The organism is Hydrogenophaga soli (assembly GCF_054777695.1).
Map to the genome: position 1 here is coordinate 458899 of NZ_BAAHAK010000002.1, position 14056 is coordinate 472954.

General features: G+C 67.0%; 14 protein-coding genes. 10 read left to right on the plus strand and 4 right to left on the minus strand.

What is annotated here, in order from left to right; genetic code table 11:
• Positions 1 to 230 precede the first annotated feature (230 nt).
• Positions 231 to 1028 carry a nucleoside-specific channel-forming Tsx family protein gene (locus ACYVB7_RS05275; RefSeq protein WP_460505559.1) on the plus strand — a complete coding sequence of 266 codons (798 nt, stop codon included), beginning with the start codon at positions 231 to 233 and terminating at the stop codon, positions 1026 to 1028.
• A 6-nt stretch (positions 1029 to 1034) separates the two neighbouring features.
• Here the strand turns inward: ACYVB7_RS05275 and recJ are convergent, their stop codons facing one another.
• The gene (gene recJ / locus ACYVB7_RS05280; protein WP_460505561.1) at positions 1035 to 2795 is read right to left on the minus strand and encodes a single-stranded-DNA-specific exonuclease RecJ; all 1761 of its coding nucleotides are present in this window, start codon (positions 2793 to 2795) and stop codon (positions 1035 to 1037) included.
• Positions 2792 to 3850, minus strand: coding sequence for a phosphoglycerate mutase (locus ACYVB7_RS05285; RefSeq protein ID WP_460505562.1), 1059 nt, complete (start codon positions 3848 to 3850; stop codon positions 2792 to 2794). Before ACYVB7_RS05285 ends, recJ begins: the two co-directional genes overlap by 4 nt.
• Before the next feature lie 36 nt (positions 3851 to 3886).
• Here ACYVB7_RS05285 and ACYVB7_RS05290 point away from each other — a divergent pair, with 36 nt between their 5' ends.
• From ACYVB7_RS05290 to ACYVB7_RS05305, 4 genes are read left to right on the plus strand one after another with little or no spacing between them, the layout of a single operon-like run.
• On the plus strand, positions 3887 to 5137 hold the full coding sequence (locus ACYVB7_RS05290; protein ID WP_460505563.1) for an ABC transporter permease: 1251 nt from the start codon (positions 3887 to 3889) through the stop codon (positions 5135 to 5137).
• 4 nt (positions 5138 to 5141) lie between these two features.
• Positions 5142 to 5867, plus strand: coding sequence for an ATP-binding cassette domain-containing protein (lolD, locus tag ACYVB7_RS05295; protein WP_460505564.1), 726 nt, complete (start codon positions 5142 to 5144; stop codon positions 5865 to 5867).
• Positions 5868 to 5887: 20 nt separating this feature from the next.
• Positions 5888 to 6754 (plus strand): TatD family hydrolase, encoded by an 867-nt coding sequence (locus ACYVB7_RS05300; protein WP_460505566.1) that lies wholly within the window; start codon positions 5888 to 5890, stop codon positions 6752 to 6754.
• A complete protein-coding gene (locus ACYVB7_RS05305) occupies positions 6751 to 7329 on the plus strand; it encodes a uracil-DNA glycosylase family protein (protein ID WP_460505568.1) in 579 nt (192 codons plus the stop codon). Before ACYVB7_RS05300 ends, ACYVB7_RS05305 begins: the two co-directional genes overlap by 4 nt.
• A 23-nt stretch (positions 7330 to 7352) precedes the next feature.
• Here the strand turns inward: ACYVB7_RS05305 and ACYVB7_RS05310 are convergent, their stop codons facing one another.
• The gene (locus tag ACYVB7_RS05310) at positions 7353 to 7826 is read right to left on the minus strand and encodes an OsmC family protein (protein WP_460505569.1); all 474 of its coding nucleotides are present in this window, start codon (positions 7824 to 7826) and stop codon (positions 7353 to 7355) included.
• Positions 7827 to 7895: 69 nt separating this feature from the next.
• Between ACYVB7_RS05310 and ACYVB7_RS05315 the strand changes: the two genes are divergently transcribed.
• Complete coding sequence (locus ACYVB7_RS05315; protein ID WP_460505570.1) at positions 7896 to 8552, plus strand: GntR family transcriptional regulator; 657 nt, start codon at positions 7896 to 7898, stop codon at positions 8550 to 8552.
• 9 nt (positions 8553 to 8561) lie between these two features.
• Here ACYVB7_RS05315 and ACYVB7_RS05320 read toward each other — a convergent pair whose 3' ends face one another.
• A complete protein-coding gene (locus ACYVB7_RS05320) occupies positions 8562 to 9374 on the minus strand; it encodes a mechanosensitive ion channel family protein (protein WP_460505571.1) in 813 nt (270 codons plus the stop codon).
• Between the two features lie 173 nt (positions 9375 to 9547).
• Here ACYVB7_RS05320 and ACYVB7_RS05325 point away from each other — a divergent pair, with 173 nt between their 5' ends.
• The 4 genes from ACYVB7_RS05325 (at position 9548) to ACYVB7_RS05340 (ending at position 14052) form a co-directional block, all read left to right on the plus strand.
• Positions 9548 to 10360 carry a class I SAM-dependent methyltransferase gene (locus ACYVB7_RS05325; protein WP_460505572.1) on the plus strand — a complete coding sequence of 271 codons (813 nt, stop codon included), beginning with the start codon at positions 9548 to 9550 and terminating at the stop codon, positions 10358 to 10360.
• Between the two features lie 208 nt (positions 10361 to 10568).
• Positions 10569 to 10883, plus strand: coding sequence for a c-type cytochrome (locus tag ACYVB7_RS05330; RefSeq protein WP_460505573.1), 315 nt, complete (start codon positions 10569 to 10571; stop codon positions 10881 to 10883).
• Positions 10884 to 10945: 62 nt separating this feature from the next.
• Positions 10946 to 12742, plus strand: coding sequence for a GspE/PulE family protein (locus ACYVB7_RS05335; RefSeq protein WP_460505574.1), 1797 nt, complete (start codon positions 10946 to 10948; stop codon positions 12740 to 12742).
• Between the two features lie 56 nt (positions 12743 to 12798).
• Positions 12799 to 14052: a GGDEF domain-containing protein gene (locus ACYVB7_RS05340; RefSeq protein WP_460505575.1), complete on the plus strand. Its 1254-nt coding sequence runs from the start codon at positions 12799 to 12801 to the stop codon at positions 14050 to 14052.
• Positions 14053 to 14056: the final 4 nt, after the last annotated feature.

The following is a 14056-nucleotide window of genomic DNA, read 5'->3' on the forward strand; positions in this document are numbered from 1 at the left end:
GGGTGGGGCTCGTCAAGGGGTGATGTTGTATTTCACACGATCTTGGCGCGTCTCTGCCAAATTTGCCTGAATGGGGTGAAATTGACCCAGAAAATTAAAGTACAAACGTTTGCGCAAATGTTTGCTACATGAAGTTGGCGCAATGTTTGCTTGATGCCTGACGCTTGCCGTTGTGAGGCACCCGCCAAGGTGACAGGCCTGTTGTCACCGTCCATTTGATGAACCCCTCCATGAAAACCCCACGCTTGTCTCTGCTTGCTGCCCTGTTGGCCGCCGCCGTGTTCAGTCCTGCCGCCATGGCCCAGGACTGGTCGTTCAAGAACGTCAGCATCAATCACCTGGATTGGTCTGGCAAAACCGAGCGCCACACCGGCACCGGGCCCTTCGGGCAGAAGAAGGACTTCACCTTCCTGGAGCTGGAAGGGGGCATGGGTGGCAAATGGGGGGATGTGTATGGCTTCTTCGACATCGAGAACCCCACCAACAGCCCCGTGGAAAACACGGTGGGCAAAGGGCGCCGCATTGCCACCAAGGTGGTGGGCCGCTACAACCTGACCGAGGCCGGAGGCGTGCCGGTGCAGCTGTACGGCCATGTGTACCACTTTGAGGAGCACGGCTTCCGCGACGAAAACCGCGTGCTGGGTCTGGGCACCACCCTGGGCAAAGGCGGTTACTGGATCAAGCCCTTCGTGGGCCTGCACCAGGAGGATAAAACCGGTTTGGGTGCAGGCCTGAACGGGGGCATGCTGGGTTGGGTGCTGGGCTACAGCTTCAAGGTGGGTGACCAGTCCTTCATGCTCACCAACTGGCACGAAACCGAGTTTGGCCGCAAAGACAAGTACCTGACCGTGGCCAAAAACGGGGGTGTGACCACCGCCAAGAAGACCGCTCAGAACGGCGCGGTGTCGCTGTGGTGGCACCTCAACCCCACGGTCACCCTGGGGGCCACCTACCGCTACGCCGACCAGAAGCTGGGCCACGGGGCGTACCAGGACGCCCTGATCTTCACCGCCAAATACAACTTCTGAGGCGGTTCAGCCCTCCACGCCTTCCACCAGGAAGCGCAGACGTCGCTGGCCCTGCCACTCGTCGGCCTCCAGGCGGAAGGCCAGGGTGGCCTTGGGGGGCAGAGGCTCGGTGCGGTTGAACCACATGGCGTCCACCGGGTCACCCTGGTGCTTGAGTTTGAGCGCCAGGTGCTTGTCCGCCACCAGGCGCTGGCCCACCACCTCCACCTCCTCGGCAAACACGGGCGGGGCAAAACCCTGGCCCCACACGGGTTGCTGCAACAGCTCGGCCACGTCCAGGCGGCGAAAGGCCTTGTCCAGCGGGCCGTCGGTTTCCAGTCGGCGGGTGAGGGTGGCGGCGTCCAGCCACTCGTGCGCCACCTGCTGCAGGGCGGCTTCGAACTCGTCCAGCCGGTCGGCGTCGATGGTGCAGCCCGCGGCCATGGCATGCCCGCCAAAACGTCGCAGCACGCCGGGGCAGCGTTTGGCCACCAGGTCCAGCGCGTCGCGCAGGTGAAAACCGGGGATGCTGCGGCCCGACCCTTTCAGTTCGTCCTCGTGACCGTCGGCCTGGCTCAGGGCAAACACAAAGGTGGGGCGGTGCAGCTTGTCTTTGATGCGTGAGGCCACGATGCCCACCACACCTTCGTGGAAATCGGGGTCGAACAGGCACAGCGCCGGGGGCGGGGTGTCGGTGTCGTCCATCAGCTCGTCGGCCAGTTGCAGGGCCTGGTCGCGCATGTCGCCCTCGATGGCCTTGCGCTCGCGGTTGATGCCGTCCAGTGCCCGGGCCAGCTCATCAGCGCGCTGGGGGTCGTCGGTCAGCAGGCAGGCAATGCCCAGCGTCATGTCCGACAGGCGGCCTGCGGCGTTGAGGCGCGGGCCCACGGCAAACCCCAGGTCGAAGGCGTTGGCCTTGGCGGTCTGGCGGGCGGCCACCGCGTACAGCGCGGCCAGGCCCGGGGGCAGGGCCCCGGCGCGGATGCGTTTGAGCCCCTGCGCCACCAGACGGCGGTTGTTGGCATCCAGCCGCACCACGTCGGCCACGGTGCCCAGGGCCACCAGGGGCAACAGGGCGTCGAGCTTGGGTTGATTTTGCGGTGTGATGACTTCACGCGCACGCAGCTCGGCGCGCAGGGCCAGCAGCACGTAGAACACCACGCCCACCCCGGCCAGGGCCTTGCTTTCGAAGGGGCAGCCGGGCTGGTTGGGGTTGACGATGACGCAGTCCTGCGGCAGCACCACCTCGCCGTTGACCTGGGCGGGCAGGTGGTGGTCGGTCACCAGCACCTGCAGGCCCTGCTCGCGGGCGGCCTGCACGCCGTCCAGGCTGGCGATGCCGTTGTCCACCGTCATCAGGATGTCGGCCCCGCTGGCCTTGACGCGTTGGGCAATGCTGGGCGTGAGGCCATAGCCGTCGGCCACCCGGTCGGGCACCAGAAAGCTGAAGTGGCCGGGCCGCGGTGCACGCCCCTGGGCCTGGGCCACGGCGGCGTCGAGTTGGGTGAGGCCGCGCAGCGCCACGGCGCAGGCGGTGGCCCCGTCGCAGTCGTAGTCGGCCACCACACACACACGTTGGCCTTGCAGCAGGGCGTCGGCCAGCAGGCGGGCGGCGGCGTCGGCGTGCAGCAGGGTGCTGGGGGGCAGCAGACGGCCCAACTGGTCGTCCAGCTCGTCGGGCTGTTGCACACCGCGGGCCGCGTACAGGCGGGACAGCAGCGGGTGCACACCCGCCTGCTCCAGCGCCCAGGCGGCGCGGGGTGCGGTGGTGCGTGTAACGAATTTCATAGCAAACTCTGAATGTCATTCAAGCGCTGGGGCTTGAAAAGTTTTGAAATTCTGGCGCCCCAGCGCTCGCCCAGGCTGCGGGGGCCAAAGCCCAAGCGCAGCAGGCTGCGCTCGCCGCACAGGCAGATGGTGATGGGTTCTCCGGCCCGGGCGCGGTCCAGCCAGGCGGGCAGCACCTCGGCATCGGTGTGCAGCCAGGCGCGGGTCCAGGCGGCGGCGTCACCCGCCAGCGCGGCTTGGCGCAAGCCATGCACCAGGTCCACCGGGCGCATGGCTTGCGGTGGGGTGTCCGCGCTGGCGGCACCGGTGCCCGCCATCCACACGCTGTTGACCGGGGGCAGGCCCTGTTGGCTGCGCTGGTCGTGGGCGGGGTGGGTGTAGTACAGCATTTGCGCCTCGGTCTGCAGGCGGCGCAGGCTGGGGGGCAGGTCGGCCATCCAGGGGCCAATGGAGCGCTCGCCGCTGGGGCTGGTCACGCGGTCGGGCGAGGCCACGGCCAGGCCGCGAAACACCTCGCCCACGGCCAGCCAGCGGTGGGCCGACACCCAGTGCAAGGTGATGCCGTCTTCCGCCGCCAGCGGGGCCAGGGCCTGCATCAGTTGCAGGGAGGTGGCGTCGTCCAGCCGCAGCGATTCGGGCGGGTGCAGCGACACATGGTCCATGCCCACCTCCTGGTGGGCGGGCATGAACCAGGCCGCAGCGGCGTTGGGTGCGGGCAGCCGGTGGGCGTGGTGTGCCCGGGCCTCCCACGCCGCCCAGGGCAGGGTGGTGGTGGCGGGCAAGGTGGCGGGCAGGCTGGGCAGCTGGCCTTGGGCCAGGGCCAGGGCCCATTCGTGCGGTGGGGTGCGGGTGTCCAGTGTGCCGCGGTGCCAGTGCCGGGTGCTGGCCAGGGCCAGCAGGGCCTGGAGGTGGGGCAGGGCCTCGGGCCAGGCGGCCAGGGCGGGGGCTTCGTGCGGATCGCCGCCCGTCTGGGCGAAGGGCAGCACCAGGTGCAGGGCCGGGGGCTGCGCGGGGGGCTGAGCGGAGGGCTGATCGGGGGAGGGGGTGGGCGGCATGCGGGGATTGTCGGGGATGCCACAATCCCCAGCGCCATGAACCTCCCCTACGAACTCTCCCTGGGCTGGCGCTACACCCGCGCCGGTCGGGCCACGCGCAAAAACGGCTTCATCTCCTTCATCTCGGGCGTGTCCATGCTGGGCATTGCGCTGGGGGTGGCGGCGCTCATCATCGTGCTGAGCGTGATGAACGGTTTTCAGAAGGAAGTGCGTGACCGCATGCTGGGCGTGCTGGCCCACATCGAGGTGTTTGCGCCCAATGGCGCGGCCCTGCCCGACCTGCCGCGCACCCTGGCCGAGGTGAAGGCCCACCCCGAGGTGCGCGGGGCCGCGCCCTTCATCGCCGCCCAGGGCCTGCTGGCGCGGGGCGAGGACATGAAAGGCACCATCGTGCGCGGCGTGGACCCGGCGCTGGAGGGCGAGGTGAGCGACGTGTTTGCCCGCAACCCCGTGCTGCAACGCCTCAAGCCCGGGGCCTTTGGCATCGTGCTGGGGGCCGACCTGGCGCGCAACCTGGGTGTGATGGAGGGCGACTCCATCACCCTCATCGCCCCCAGCGGGCAGGTGACCCCGGCGGGCGTGGTGCCCCGCCTCAAGCAGATGACGGTGGTGGGCACCTTCGACTCGGGCCACTACGAGTACGACGCCGGGTTGGCCCTGCTGCACATGGACGATGCGGCCCGCATCTTCCGCCTGGAAGGCCCCACCGGCCTGCGCCTGAAAATCGCCAACCTGCACGAGGCCCCCACCGTGGCCCGGCAGCTGGTGCAGACCCTCAGCGGCGACCTGTTCGTGCGCGACTGGACCCGCGTCAACCGCACCTGGTACGCCGCCGTGCAGCTGGAAAAACGCATGATGTTCATCATCCTCACCCTCATCGTGGCGGTGGCGGCGTTCAACCTGGTGTCCACCCTGGTGATGACGGTGACCGACAAACGGGCCGACATCGCCATCCTGCGCACGCTGGGGGCCAGCCCGCGCAGCATCATGGGGGTGTTTGTGGTTCAGGGGGCCATGGTGGGGGTGATCGGCACCCTGGGTGGCCTGCTGCTGGGGCTGGGGGTGGCGTTCAACATCGACGTGATCGTGCCCGCATTGGAGCGGCTGTTCAGCACCCGTTTTTTGCCGCCGGACATGTACCTCATCAGCCGCATGCCCAGCGAACCCTTGGCCTCGGACATCGTGCCCATCGGCGTCATCTCGCTGGTGCTGGCCTTTGTGGCCACCCTGTACCCCAGCTGGCGGGCCAGCCGCGTCAACCCGGCGGAGGCCCTGCGTTATGAGTGATGCTATGAATGTTGTAGCTACTTGCGCTTTTTCTGAAAGCGCTGAAGCCCAAAAAACCTTGGTGCTTCAGGCCCAGGGCCTGACCAAACGCTTCACCGAAGGCCGCCTGGACGTGACCGTGTTGCACGGGGTGGACCTGAGCGTGCGCGCCGGGGACACCCTGGCCATCGTCGGGGCCTCGGGCTCGGGCAAAAGCACCTTGTTGCACCTGCTGGGCGGGCTGGATGCCCCCACCCGCGGCAGCGTGCAGCTGATGGGGCAAGACCTGTCGGCCCTCAGCGCCCAGCAACAAGGCGAGCTGCGCAACCGCCACCTGGGTTTTGTGTACCAGTTCCACCACCTGCTGCCCGAGTTCAGCGCGGTGGACAACGTGGCCATGCCGCTGTGGATTCGCCGCATGGACCGTGCCCAGGCCGCCACCCAGGCCGCCGCCATGCTGGCCCGCGTGGGCCTGGCCGAGCGCCTGCACCACCGGCCCGCCGAACTGTCGGGCGGCGAGCGCCAGCGTGTGGCCATGGCGCGCGCACTGGTCACCCAGCCCGCCTGCGTGCTGGCCGACGAGCCCACCGGAAACCTCGACCGCAGCACCGCCGACGGCGTGTTCGAACTGATGATGGAACTGGCCCGCAGCCAGGGCACGGCTTTTGTGGTGGTCACCCACGACGAGGCCCTGGCCGCCCGCTGCGCCCGCCGCGCCCGCCTGACCGCCGGGTGCTTGCAAGAGGGCTGAGGGGCGCAAAGGCCGAGTCGATGTGGATCGACACCCACGCCCACCTTGACGCCCCCGAGCTGTTGGAGGCGGCCCCGCGCTGCCAGGCCACCCGCGCCACCGGGGTGGCCCTGTGCGTCATCCCCGCGGTGGCGGCCTTCAACTTCGACACCGTGCGCCAGCTGGCCCATGCCCAGGGCGATGCCTACGCCCTGGGCCTGCACCCGCTGTACCTGCTGGACCGGACCGACGCCCAGGTGGCCGCCGACCTGGCCCTGCTGGACGAACACCTCACCCGCCACCGCGACGACCCGCGCCTGGTGGCCGTGGGCGAAATCGGGCTGGACTTCTTTGTGCCCGCGCTGTGCACCCCGGCCCTGCGCGAGCGCCAGGCCCAGGTGTACCGCACCCAATTGCAACTGGCCCGCCACCACGGCCTGCCCGTGCTGCTGCACGTGCGCCGCAGTGCCGATGCGCTGCTCAAACACCTGCGCGACGTCTGGTGCAACGCCCCCGGGGGCTGCCCCCCGCCGGGCCAGGCGGGCATTGCCCACGCCTTCAACGGCAGCGACGTGCAGGCCCAGGCCTTTGTGGCGCTGGGTTTCAGGCTGGGGTTTGGCGGCACCGTCACCTTCGACACCTCGCGCCAGATCCGCCGCCTGGCCGCCCAGCTGCCCGCCACCGTGCCGGTGATGGAAACCGACGCGCCGGACATCCCGCCCCAGTGGCTGTACGCCACCGCCGCCCAGCGTCAGGCAGGGCAAGCCCAGGGCCTCAACACCCCCGCAGAGCTGCCGCGCATGGGCGCGGTGGTGGCTGGTCTGCGGGGCGTGCCGGTGGCCGACTGGGCGGCCCAGACCACCACCAACGCCGTGGCCGCGCTGCCCCGGTTGGGGCCGTTGCTGTGACCACGCCCCGCCTGGTCGGCCTGCCGCCGCTGGTGGACGCGCACACCCGCGTGCTGGTGCTGGGCAGCTTCCCGGGCGTGGCCTCGCTGGCGGCCCAGCAGTACTACGGGCATCCGCGCAACCAGTTCTGGCCGGTGATGGCGCATGTGTTTCAAGCTTTTTTGGGCTCTGGCGCTTATTCTGAAAGCGCAAGCAGCTATCAAAAAGATGAGCATGGTGTGCCAAGGGACTACGCCTGGCGCTGCGCCTGGCTGCTGGCCCATGGCGTGGGCCTGTGGGACGTGTACGCCGCCTGCCAACGCCCGGGCAGCCTGGACGCCGACATCCGCGCCGCCGAACCCAACGACCTGTCGGCCCTGCTGACCCAGTGCCCCCAGCTGCGCCTGGTGGCCCACAACGGTGGCGAGAGTGGCAAACACGCCCGCCACACCCGCGCCCTGTTCGGTCCGCGGGGCGTGGCGGTGGTTCAGCTGCCCTCCACCAGCCCGGCCAACGCCAGCTGGAGCCTGGAGCAAAAAAAAGCCGCGTGGGGGGCGGCTTTGGGGGATGTGTTGGTGGGGTCAGTGTTGACGTGAAGGGTGAAACGGGTGAGCGCGGGTCACATCGCTGCGGTGCGGATGACGGGCTCGCAACGCACCGGGAAGTTGAGCGAGTTTGCAACGAAGCACTTTTCGTGAGCGAGGTGATGCAATTGAGTGGCAAGCTCAATGTCGTCTTCGGGGCGAATGGTGATGTGTGGGTGTAAAACGATGTCGGTGAAATGGCCTCGGGGATCTTCAACCATGGTGCCTTTTGCCTCATCGGCGTACGAAATCACGACAATGCCCGCGTCTGCGCACAAATGCAAATACCACAGTTGATGACATGCGGAGACAGATGCGAGCAGCAATTCCTCCGGGTTCCATCGGGTGGGGTCTCCCAGGAAAGCGGGGTCGGATGATCCCTGAATGGAGGGCTTGTGCTCGGCGTTGATCATGTGGTCCCGCGCGTAAGCCTTGTAAGCCGACGTTCCGCTCCCTTTGTTTCCAGTCCATTGAACGGTGACTTGATAATGGTGTTGGCGATTGATCATGAAGTTTCCTTGTTCGGATGCTGATGTTTGCATTGTAATTGTTTTGGTATACCAAAATTATATTGTTTTATGAGTTCAAAAAATTCCGCGGCAGATGTGGTCACGGCACTGCTTCGTCAAGAGATCAATGACGGTGTTCTGTCGGTGGGAACGCGTTTGGTGGAGCGCGATCTGGCTCAGCGGTATGCAGTGAGTCGAGTCCCGCTGCGCGAGGCTTTGCAGCGACTGGTGCGCGAAGGCTTGGTCGAGGTGTCCAAACAGCGTGGGGCCAGCGTTCGAGGGCTGTCTGAGCAAGACGTACTGGAAATCTACGACCTGCGCATGATGCTGGAGGGCGAGGCCATGGCCCGCAGCGTGGCCAAGTTGGACGCAGCAGGACTTTCTGCCCTGGATTCTGTGCATGCACAGTTAGGGCAAGCGATCACTGCATCCGAGCAGGGGGCGTTGGATCGGCAGTTTCATGCACTGCTGTACGCGCCGTGCGGGCAGACACGGTTGTTGAAAACCCTTTGGGAGTTGCGAGGCGAGATGGAGCGTTATGAGCGTTTGCAAAGCCGGCTGCTGGTGAACACAGCGTTTTTTCAAGCCGAACACGCAGCCATCTTGGCGGCGTGCAAGGTCGGCGATGCGGAGAAAGCCTGCGCTGAAGTCAGGCGCCACCTGACGTCAGCCAAACAAGTGGTGTTGAGGGCAATCAACGGCAAAGACGGCGTGTCGGCTGTTTGATGCTGCGCCTCACCCCACCGTCCGATGCGCCACCGGCGTTTCCGGCACCGGGTAGCCCGCCGCGCCAAAGGTGCTGACCACGGCTTTGTGGGTGTCGAAGTAGACCTGCCAGTAGGTGTCGGTGTGGGTGTAGGGGCGCACGCACAGCAGCGGGCCTTCGGGGGTGAACTGCAAAATTTCCACGTCAGGCGCTGGGCTGGCCTTGACGTTGGGAATGGCGGCCACGGCGCTGCGCAGGCGGGCCATGGCGTCTTGCACGTCCACGCCGTTGGCCACCTTGGCCACGCAGTCCACGCGGCGGAAGGGCTCGGCGCTGAAGTTCTGGATGTTGTCGGAAAACACCTTGTTATTGCCCACCACGGTGGTCACGTTGTCGGGCGTGAGGATGGTGGTGGCAAACAGCCCCAGCTCCTTCACCGTGCCGGTGGTGCCGCCCGCGCTGATGAAGTCGCCCACCTTGTAGGGGCGCAGCACCTGCAGGAACACCCCGGCGGCAAAGTGGGCCAGCAGCCCGCTCCAGGCCGCGCCAATGGCCAGACCCGCACCGGCCAGCAGGGCGGCGAACGAGGTGGTCTTGACGCCAAAAATGTCCAGGATGGCCAGGATCAGCACCACCGTCAGCGCCACGCCGATGATGGACTTGAGGTAGCGGATCAGCGTCTGGTCCAGCTTCTTGGCGCGTTCCATGGCCCCGCCGATCAGGCTCACCGCCAGGTTGATGAGCCAGCGCCCCACCACCCACGCGGCGATGGCACCCAGCAGCTTCAGGCCAAAGTCGGCCCCTTGGGTGGACAGGAAGGTCCAGATGGCTTCGGTGTTCATAATCGGTCCTTTCACACGGGTTGAGCCAGCCGAACAGTGTCCCCGTCCAGGTCGCTTGGACGCTGTGGCTGGGGCCAGTCCCCGTGTGGCCTGTCACGGAACGTGGCGGGCCTGTTGCAACGCCGCGTCGCTCCTTCGGCCTTTCTGCTTTCCTCACCGCTTTCCGCCCCGCCATGGTCAAACCCGCCAAGCCCGCTCCCCTGTCGTCCACCCCGTCCGCCGCGGCCCGCGCCAGCGCTGCTGCCGCGGCCTTGCCCGATGTCAACTTCTCCGACTACGGCAACGTGCGCTGCCTGCACCTGGGCACCGAGTGGGTGCAGGGCAGCATGCTGATCGACCGGCCCTACGACATCGAGCTGGAGTACGTGCAGCGCATGATGGCCTGGCTGCTGTTCATGCCCCCGGCGCAGGTGGCCAAGCTGCACGCCATGCAGCTGGGGCTGGGGTCGGGGGCCTTGACCAAGTTCTGCCGCAAGAAGCTCAAGATGTGCACCACCGCCATCGAGCTCAACCCGCAGGTGCTGGCCGCCTGCCGCTTCTGGTTCAAGCTGCCGCCCGACGACAGCAAGCTGCGCGTGGTGCTGGCCGACGCGGGCGAGGAAATCCGCAGCGCCGAGTGGGCCGGGGGCGTGGACGCCTTGCAGGTGGACCTGTACGACCACGAGGCCGCCGCGCCGGTGCTCGACAGCTTCGAGTTCTACCGCGACTGCCGCGCCGCCCTGTCCGAGCAGGGCTGCATGACGGTCAACCTGTTTGGCTCGCGCAACCAGTACCCCGACAGCGTGGAGGAAATCGCCGCCGCCTTTGGCCGCGACGCGGTGTGGCTGTTCAAGCCCACCAAGGAAGGCAACACCGTGGTGCTGGCCCAGGCCACCCCCAGCCGCCCCACCCGAGCCGAGCTGGAAGACCGCGCCGCCGAGATCCAGACCCGCTGGGGCCTGCCCGCGCCCAAGTGGCTCAAGGTGTTCAAGCCGCTGGATGTGTGATGTTTTTGGCTCCTGGCGCTTTTTCTTTCTGCACTCTGTGCTCTGTTATTTGAAGTGATGGTGTGGGTGTGTTGGGGGGCTCGGCTGGTTGCCCGTCCGCCGGAGTGTTTCACTCGGTCTTGCACAACGTCGGTCGGGGCGGGCCTACCATGGACAGGGGCGGTCGGTTGGCTGCCCATGAACCCATCTCATTGCAGGAGTTTTTTTCATGATTGCACGCACGTTGCTGGTGGCCGCCACCGCTTTGGCCTGGTCTTGCGGGGCCCAGGCCGACACGGTGGACCAGCTGATGCTCAAGGGCGGTTGCGTGGCGTGCCACGCCAAGGACAAGAAAACCGTGGGTCCGGCCCAGAAGGACATTGCCGCCAAGTACAAGGGGCAGGATGTGGTGGCCAAGCTGATGGAGCGTGTGCGCAAGGGCGGCTCGGGGGTGTATGGCACCCTGGCCATGACGCCCACCGGCCCCGACAAGATCAGCGACGCCGACCTCAAAACCGTGATCGAAGCCATCCTGAAAATGTGAACGCCGTGCAAAGTCGGGCGCTGGGTCGACGGGGCGGTGCGGCGGCGGCGTAGCATGGCGGCATGAAAGCAGGTTCCGCCCCCCATCGCAGTGCAGCGGCGCTGCCCGTACGCCCCATCGGTCCCCTGGACTGGAAGCGGCTGATCCAGTGGCTGGCCGACGACAAGGTCATTTCCGCCGATGAGGCCGACCGCACCCTGGCTCGCTGTTCGGCAGCGGAAAGCAGCCAGCCCCCGTTGCAGCGCCTCAGTGTGGTGGGCATGGTGCGTTCCAGCGACGGGGCCACCCTGTCCCTGGACGACCTGACCCAATGGCTGGCCCAGCATGTGGGCATGGAGTATTGGCGCATCGACCCGCTCAAGGTGGACGTGGGGCGGGTGGCCGATGCCATGTCCGCGGCCTATGCCGAGCGCCACAAGGTGCTGCCGGTGCAGGTCACCCCCACCGAGGTGGTGGTGGCCACGGCCGAGCCGGGCCTGACCGATTGGATTCCCGAGGTGGAGCGCCAGAGCAAGCGCACGGTGCGTCTGGTGGTGTCCAACCCGCTGGACATCAAGCGCTACACCGCCGAGTTTTTTGCCCTGGCCAAATCGGTGCGGGCGGCCACCAAGGCCGGTGCGGTGGCGCAGGCCAGCTTCGAGCAGTTGGTGGAGCTGGGCCGCAGCAACCGCCAGCTGGACGCCAACGACCAGGGCGTGGTGCAGGTGGTGGACTGGCTGTGGCAGTACGCCTTTGACCAACGCGCCAGCGACATCCACCTGGAGCCCCGGCGCGAGCAGGGGGTGATCCGCTTCCGCATCGACGGGGTGCTGCACCCGGTGTACCAGGTGCCCACGCCGGTGCTGGCGGCCATGACGGCGCGCATCAAGCTGCTGGGCCGCATGGACGTGGTGGAAAAACGCCGCCCGCAAGACGGTCGCATCAAGACCAAAGGCCCGCGGGGGGAAGAGGTGGAAATGCGCCTGTCCACCCTGCCCACCGCCTTTGGCGAAAAAACGGTGATGCGGATTTTTGATCCCGACACCACCGTCAAGACGCTGGACGCGCTGGGTTTTGCCGCCCACGACGCCCGCCGCTGGGAAGACCTGGTGCACCGCCCCCACGGCATCATTTTGGTCACCGGCCCCACGGGGTCGGGCAAGACCACCACGCTGTACTCCACGCTCAAGCGCCTGGCCACCGAAGAGGTCAACGTCAACACCATCGAAGACCCGATCGAAATGATCGAACCGGCCTTTAATCAGACCCAGGTGCAGGCCCACCTGGACTTTGACTTTGCCCAGGGCCTGCGGGCGCTGATGCGGCAGGACCCGGACATCATCATGGTGGGCGAAATCCGCGACCTGCCCACCGCCGACATGGCGGTGCAGGCGGCGCTGACCGGGCACCTGGTGTTCTCCACGCTGCACACCAACGACGCCCCCTCGGCCATCATGCGGCTCATGGAGTTGGGCGTGCCGCCCTACCTCATCAACGCCACGGTGCTGGGTGTGCTGGCGCAGCGCCTGGTGCGCACCCTGTGCCCGCAATGCAAGCAGCCCGACCCTGATGCCAAGCGGCAGGCGTTTGACGACGTCATCAAACCCTGGCAGGCCAACGGCCACTACGCGCCGTACAAGCCGGTGGGTTGTGTGGACTGCCGCATGACCGGCTTCAAGGGCCGCATGGGCTTGTACGAGCTGATGGCCTTGAGCGAAACCTTCAAAGACAAGGTGAACCGCGAGCCCAGCATGGACGCCCTGCGCCGCCAGGCCGTGGCCGACGGCATGCGGCCCTTGCGCGTGGGCGGGGCCATGCGGGTGGCCGAGGGCTTGACGACGCTGGACGAGGTGTTGCTGTGCACGCCCCCGCTGTCCTGATCGGTTGGGCCTTGTTAAGCTACGGGTATGTTGACAACTTACGGGTGTGACCCCTCATGAACGCCCAGGTTTGGGTCCAGGCCCTCACGCTGGGTGCCAGTTTGTGTGCCATGGGCTGGATGGTGGCGGCCGGGCCGCTGCATGTGTTTGCCCGCCCGTCCCGTGACTTTGTGGTCTTCAACGGGCTGGTGGCTGTGGCGTCGCTGGTGTGGTGGCCGCTGCCGGTGCTCAATGCGTTTCCCCCCACCTATCGGCTCACGCTGGGGCTGGTGGTCCTGCTGGCTGGCATGCAGTGGCTGTGTCTGGGCTTGCACAAACTGCACGACTTCAAGGCCACCTATGCGGTTTCCCCCTTCATGCTGCCTTTTCTGGGGTTGGTGATGGCCGCGGTGGCCTGGGTGGATGGCAGCGGCCAGTCCATCCTGATGGCCGCTTGCGGGGCCTGCCTGTGGATGCTGGGGGTGACGGTGCAGCAGGGCTTTCCGTCCATTGCCGCGTCGGCCGGGGTGTCGGCGGCGCGTTGGGCCTTGATGCCCGTGGGCATGGCCGGGTTTGCCTGGATTGGGGGCATGGTCTGGGCCGGGTTGCGTGTCACGCTGCTTTCGGGTGGGGCGGGACAGGGCGGGGCGGCAGACATCCTGGGGGTGCCTTTTGCCCTGGTGTGGCTGGTGACCTGGGCGCTGATCAACGGCACGTTGCTGGGGCTGGTGATGCTCAAGCTGATCGACAAGATCCGCGACCTCAGCACCGAAGACGACCTGACCGGTGCCATGAACATGCGCACTTTCATCAACCTGCTCAATGCCGAGCGTGAGCGCCTGCGCCGCCACCCGCAGATGCAGACTTTGGTGGTGTGCCAGATTGACCAGTACGACGCCCTCAACCGTCAGTTGGGCTTTGCCGCCGGAGATGCGGCCTTGCGCCATGTGACGGGCGTGATCGGTCGAAACCTGCGCAAGACCGACCGATTGGCCAGTTCCCTGCAGGGTGAGCTGCTGCTGTTCTTGCCTTCCACCCCGGCGGTGGGTGCCACCCTGGTGGCCGAGCGCACCCAGGCCACGGTCAAGGCCAACCCCATGTTGTGGCGTGGGCAAGCCATCAACCTCACCCTGAGCATGGGGCTGGCCAGCTGGGACGACGGCAGCGTGACGGTCGATGCCCTGGTCGAATCGGCCAGTCAGGCGGCGCTGCGGGCCCGCCGGGAAGGGGGCGCACGCATCCGGCTGGCTTCGTCCGAGTCGGCGGCCCTGCCGTCCCGCTTCCAACCGTCGGGCGGCACACCGTTGACTGCCGATCGTCCCGTCGCCTGATTGC

Excerpts from the sequence above, each read along its gene's own strand:
- ACYVB7_RS05275 (WP_460505559.1), top strand. The coding sequence starts at position 231 with ATGAAAACCCCACGCTTGTCTCTGCTTGCTGCCCTGTTGGCCGCCGCC.
- recJ (WP_460505561.1), bottom strand. The coding sequence starts at position 2,795 with ATGAAATTCGTTACACGCACCACCGCACCCCGCGCCGCCTGGGCGCTG.
- ACYVB7_RS05285 (WP_460505562.1), bottom strand. The coding sequence starts at position 3,850 with ATGCCGCCCACCCCCTCCCCCGATCAGCCCTCCGCTCAGCCCCCCGCG.
- ACYVB7_RS05290 (WP_460505563.1), top strand. The coding sequence starts at position 3,887 with ATGAACCTCCCCTACGAACTCTCCCTGGGCTGGCGCTACACCCGCGCC.
- lolD (WP_460505564.1), top strand. The coding sequence starts at position 5,142 with ATGAATGTTGTAGCTACTTGCGCTTTTTCTGAAAGCGCTGAAGCCCAA.
- ACYVB7_RS05300 (WP_460505566.1), top strand. The coding sequence starts at position 5,888 with ATGTGGATCGACACCCACGCCCACCTTGACGCCCCCGAGCTGTTGGAG.
- ACYVB7_RS05310 (WP_460505569.1), bottom strand. The coding sequence starts at position 7,826 with ATGATCAATCGCCAACACCATTATCAAGTCACCGTTCAATGGACTGGA.
- ACYVB7_RS05315 (WP_460505570.1), top strand. The coding sequence starts at position 7,896 with ATGAGTTCAAAAAATTCCGCGGCAGATGTGGTCACGGCACTGCTTCGT.
- ACYVB7_RS05320 (WP_460505571.1), bottom strand. The coding sequence starts at position 9,374 with ATGAACACCGAAGCCATCTGGACCTTCCTGTCCACCCAAGGGGCCGAC.
- ACYVB7_RS05325 (WP_460505572.1), top strand. The coding sequence starts at position 9,548 with ATGGTCAAACCCGCCAAGCCCGCTCCCCTGTCGTCCACCCCGTCCGCC.
- ACYVB7_RS05330 (WP_460505573.1), top strand. The coding sequence starts at position 10,569 with ATGATTGCACGCACGTTGCTGGTGGCCGCCACCGCTTTGGCCTGGTCT.
- ACYVB7_RS05335 (WP_460505574.1), top strand. The coding sequence starts at position 10,946 with ATGAAAGCAGGTTCCGCCCCCCATCGCAGTGCAGCGGCGCTGCCCGTA.
- ACYVB7_RS05340 (WP_460505575.1), top strand. The coding sequence starts at position 12,799 with ATGAACGCCCAGGTTTGGGTCCAGGCCCTCACGCTGGGTGCCAGTTTG.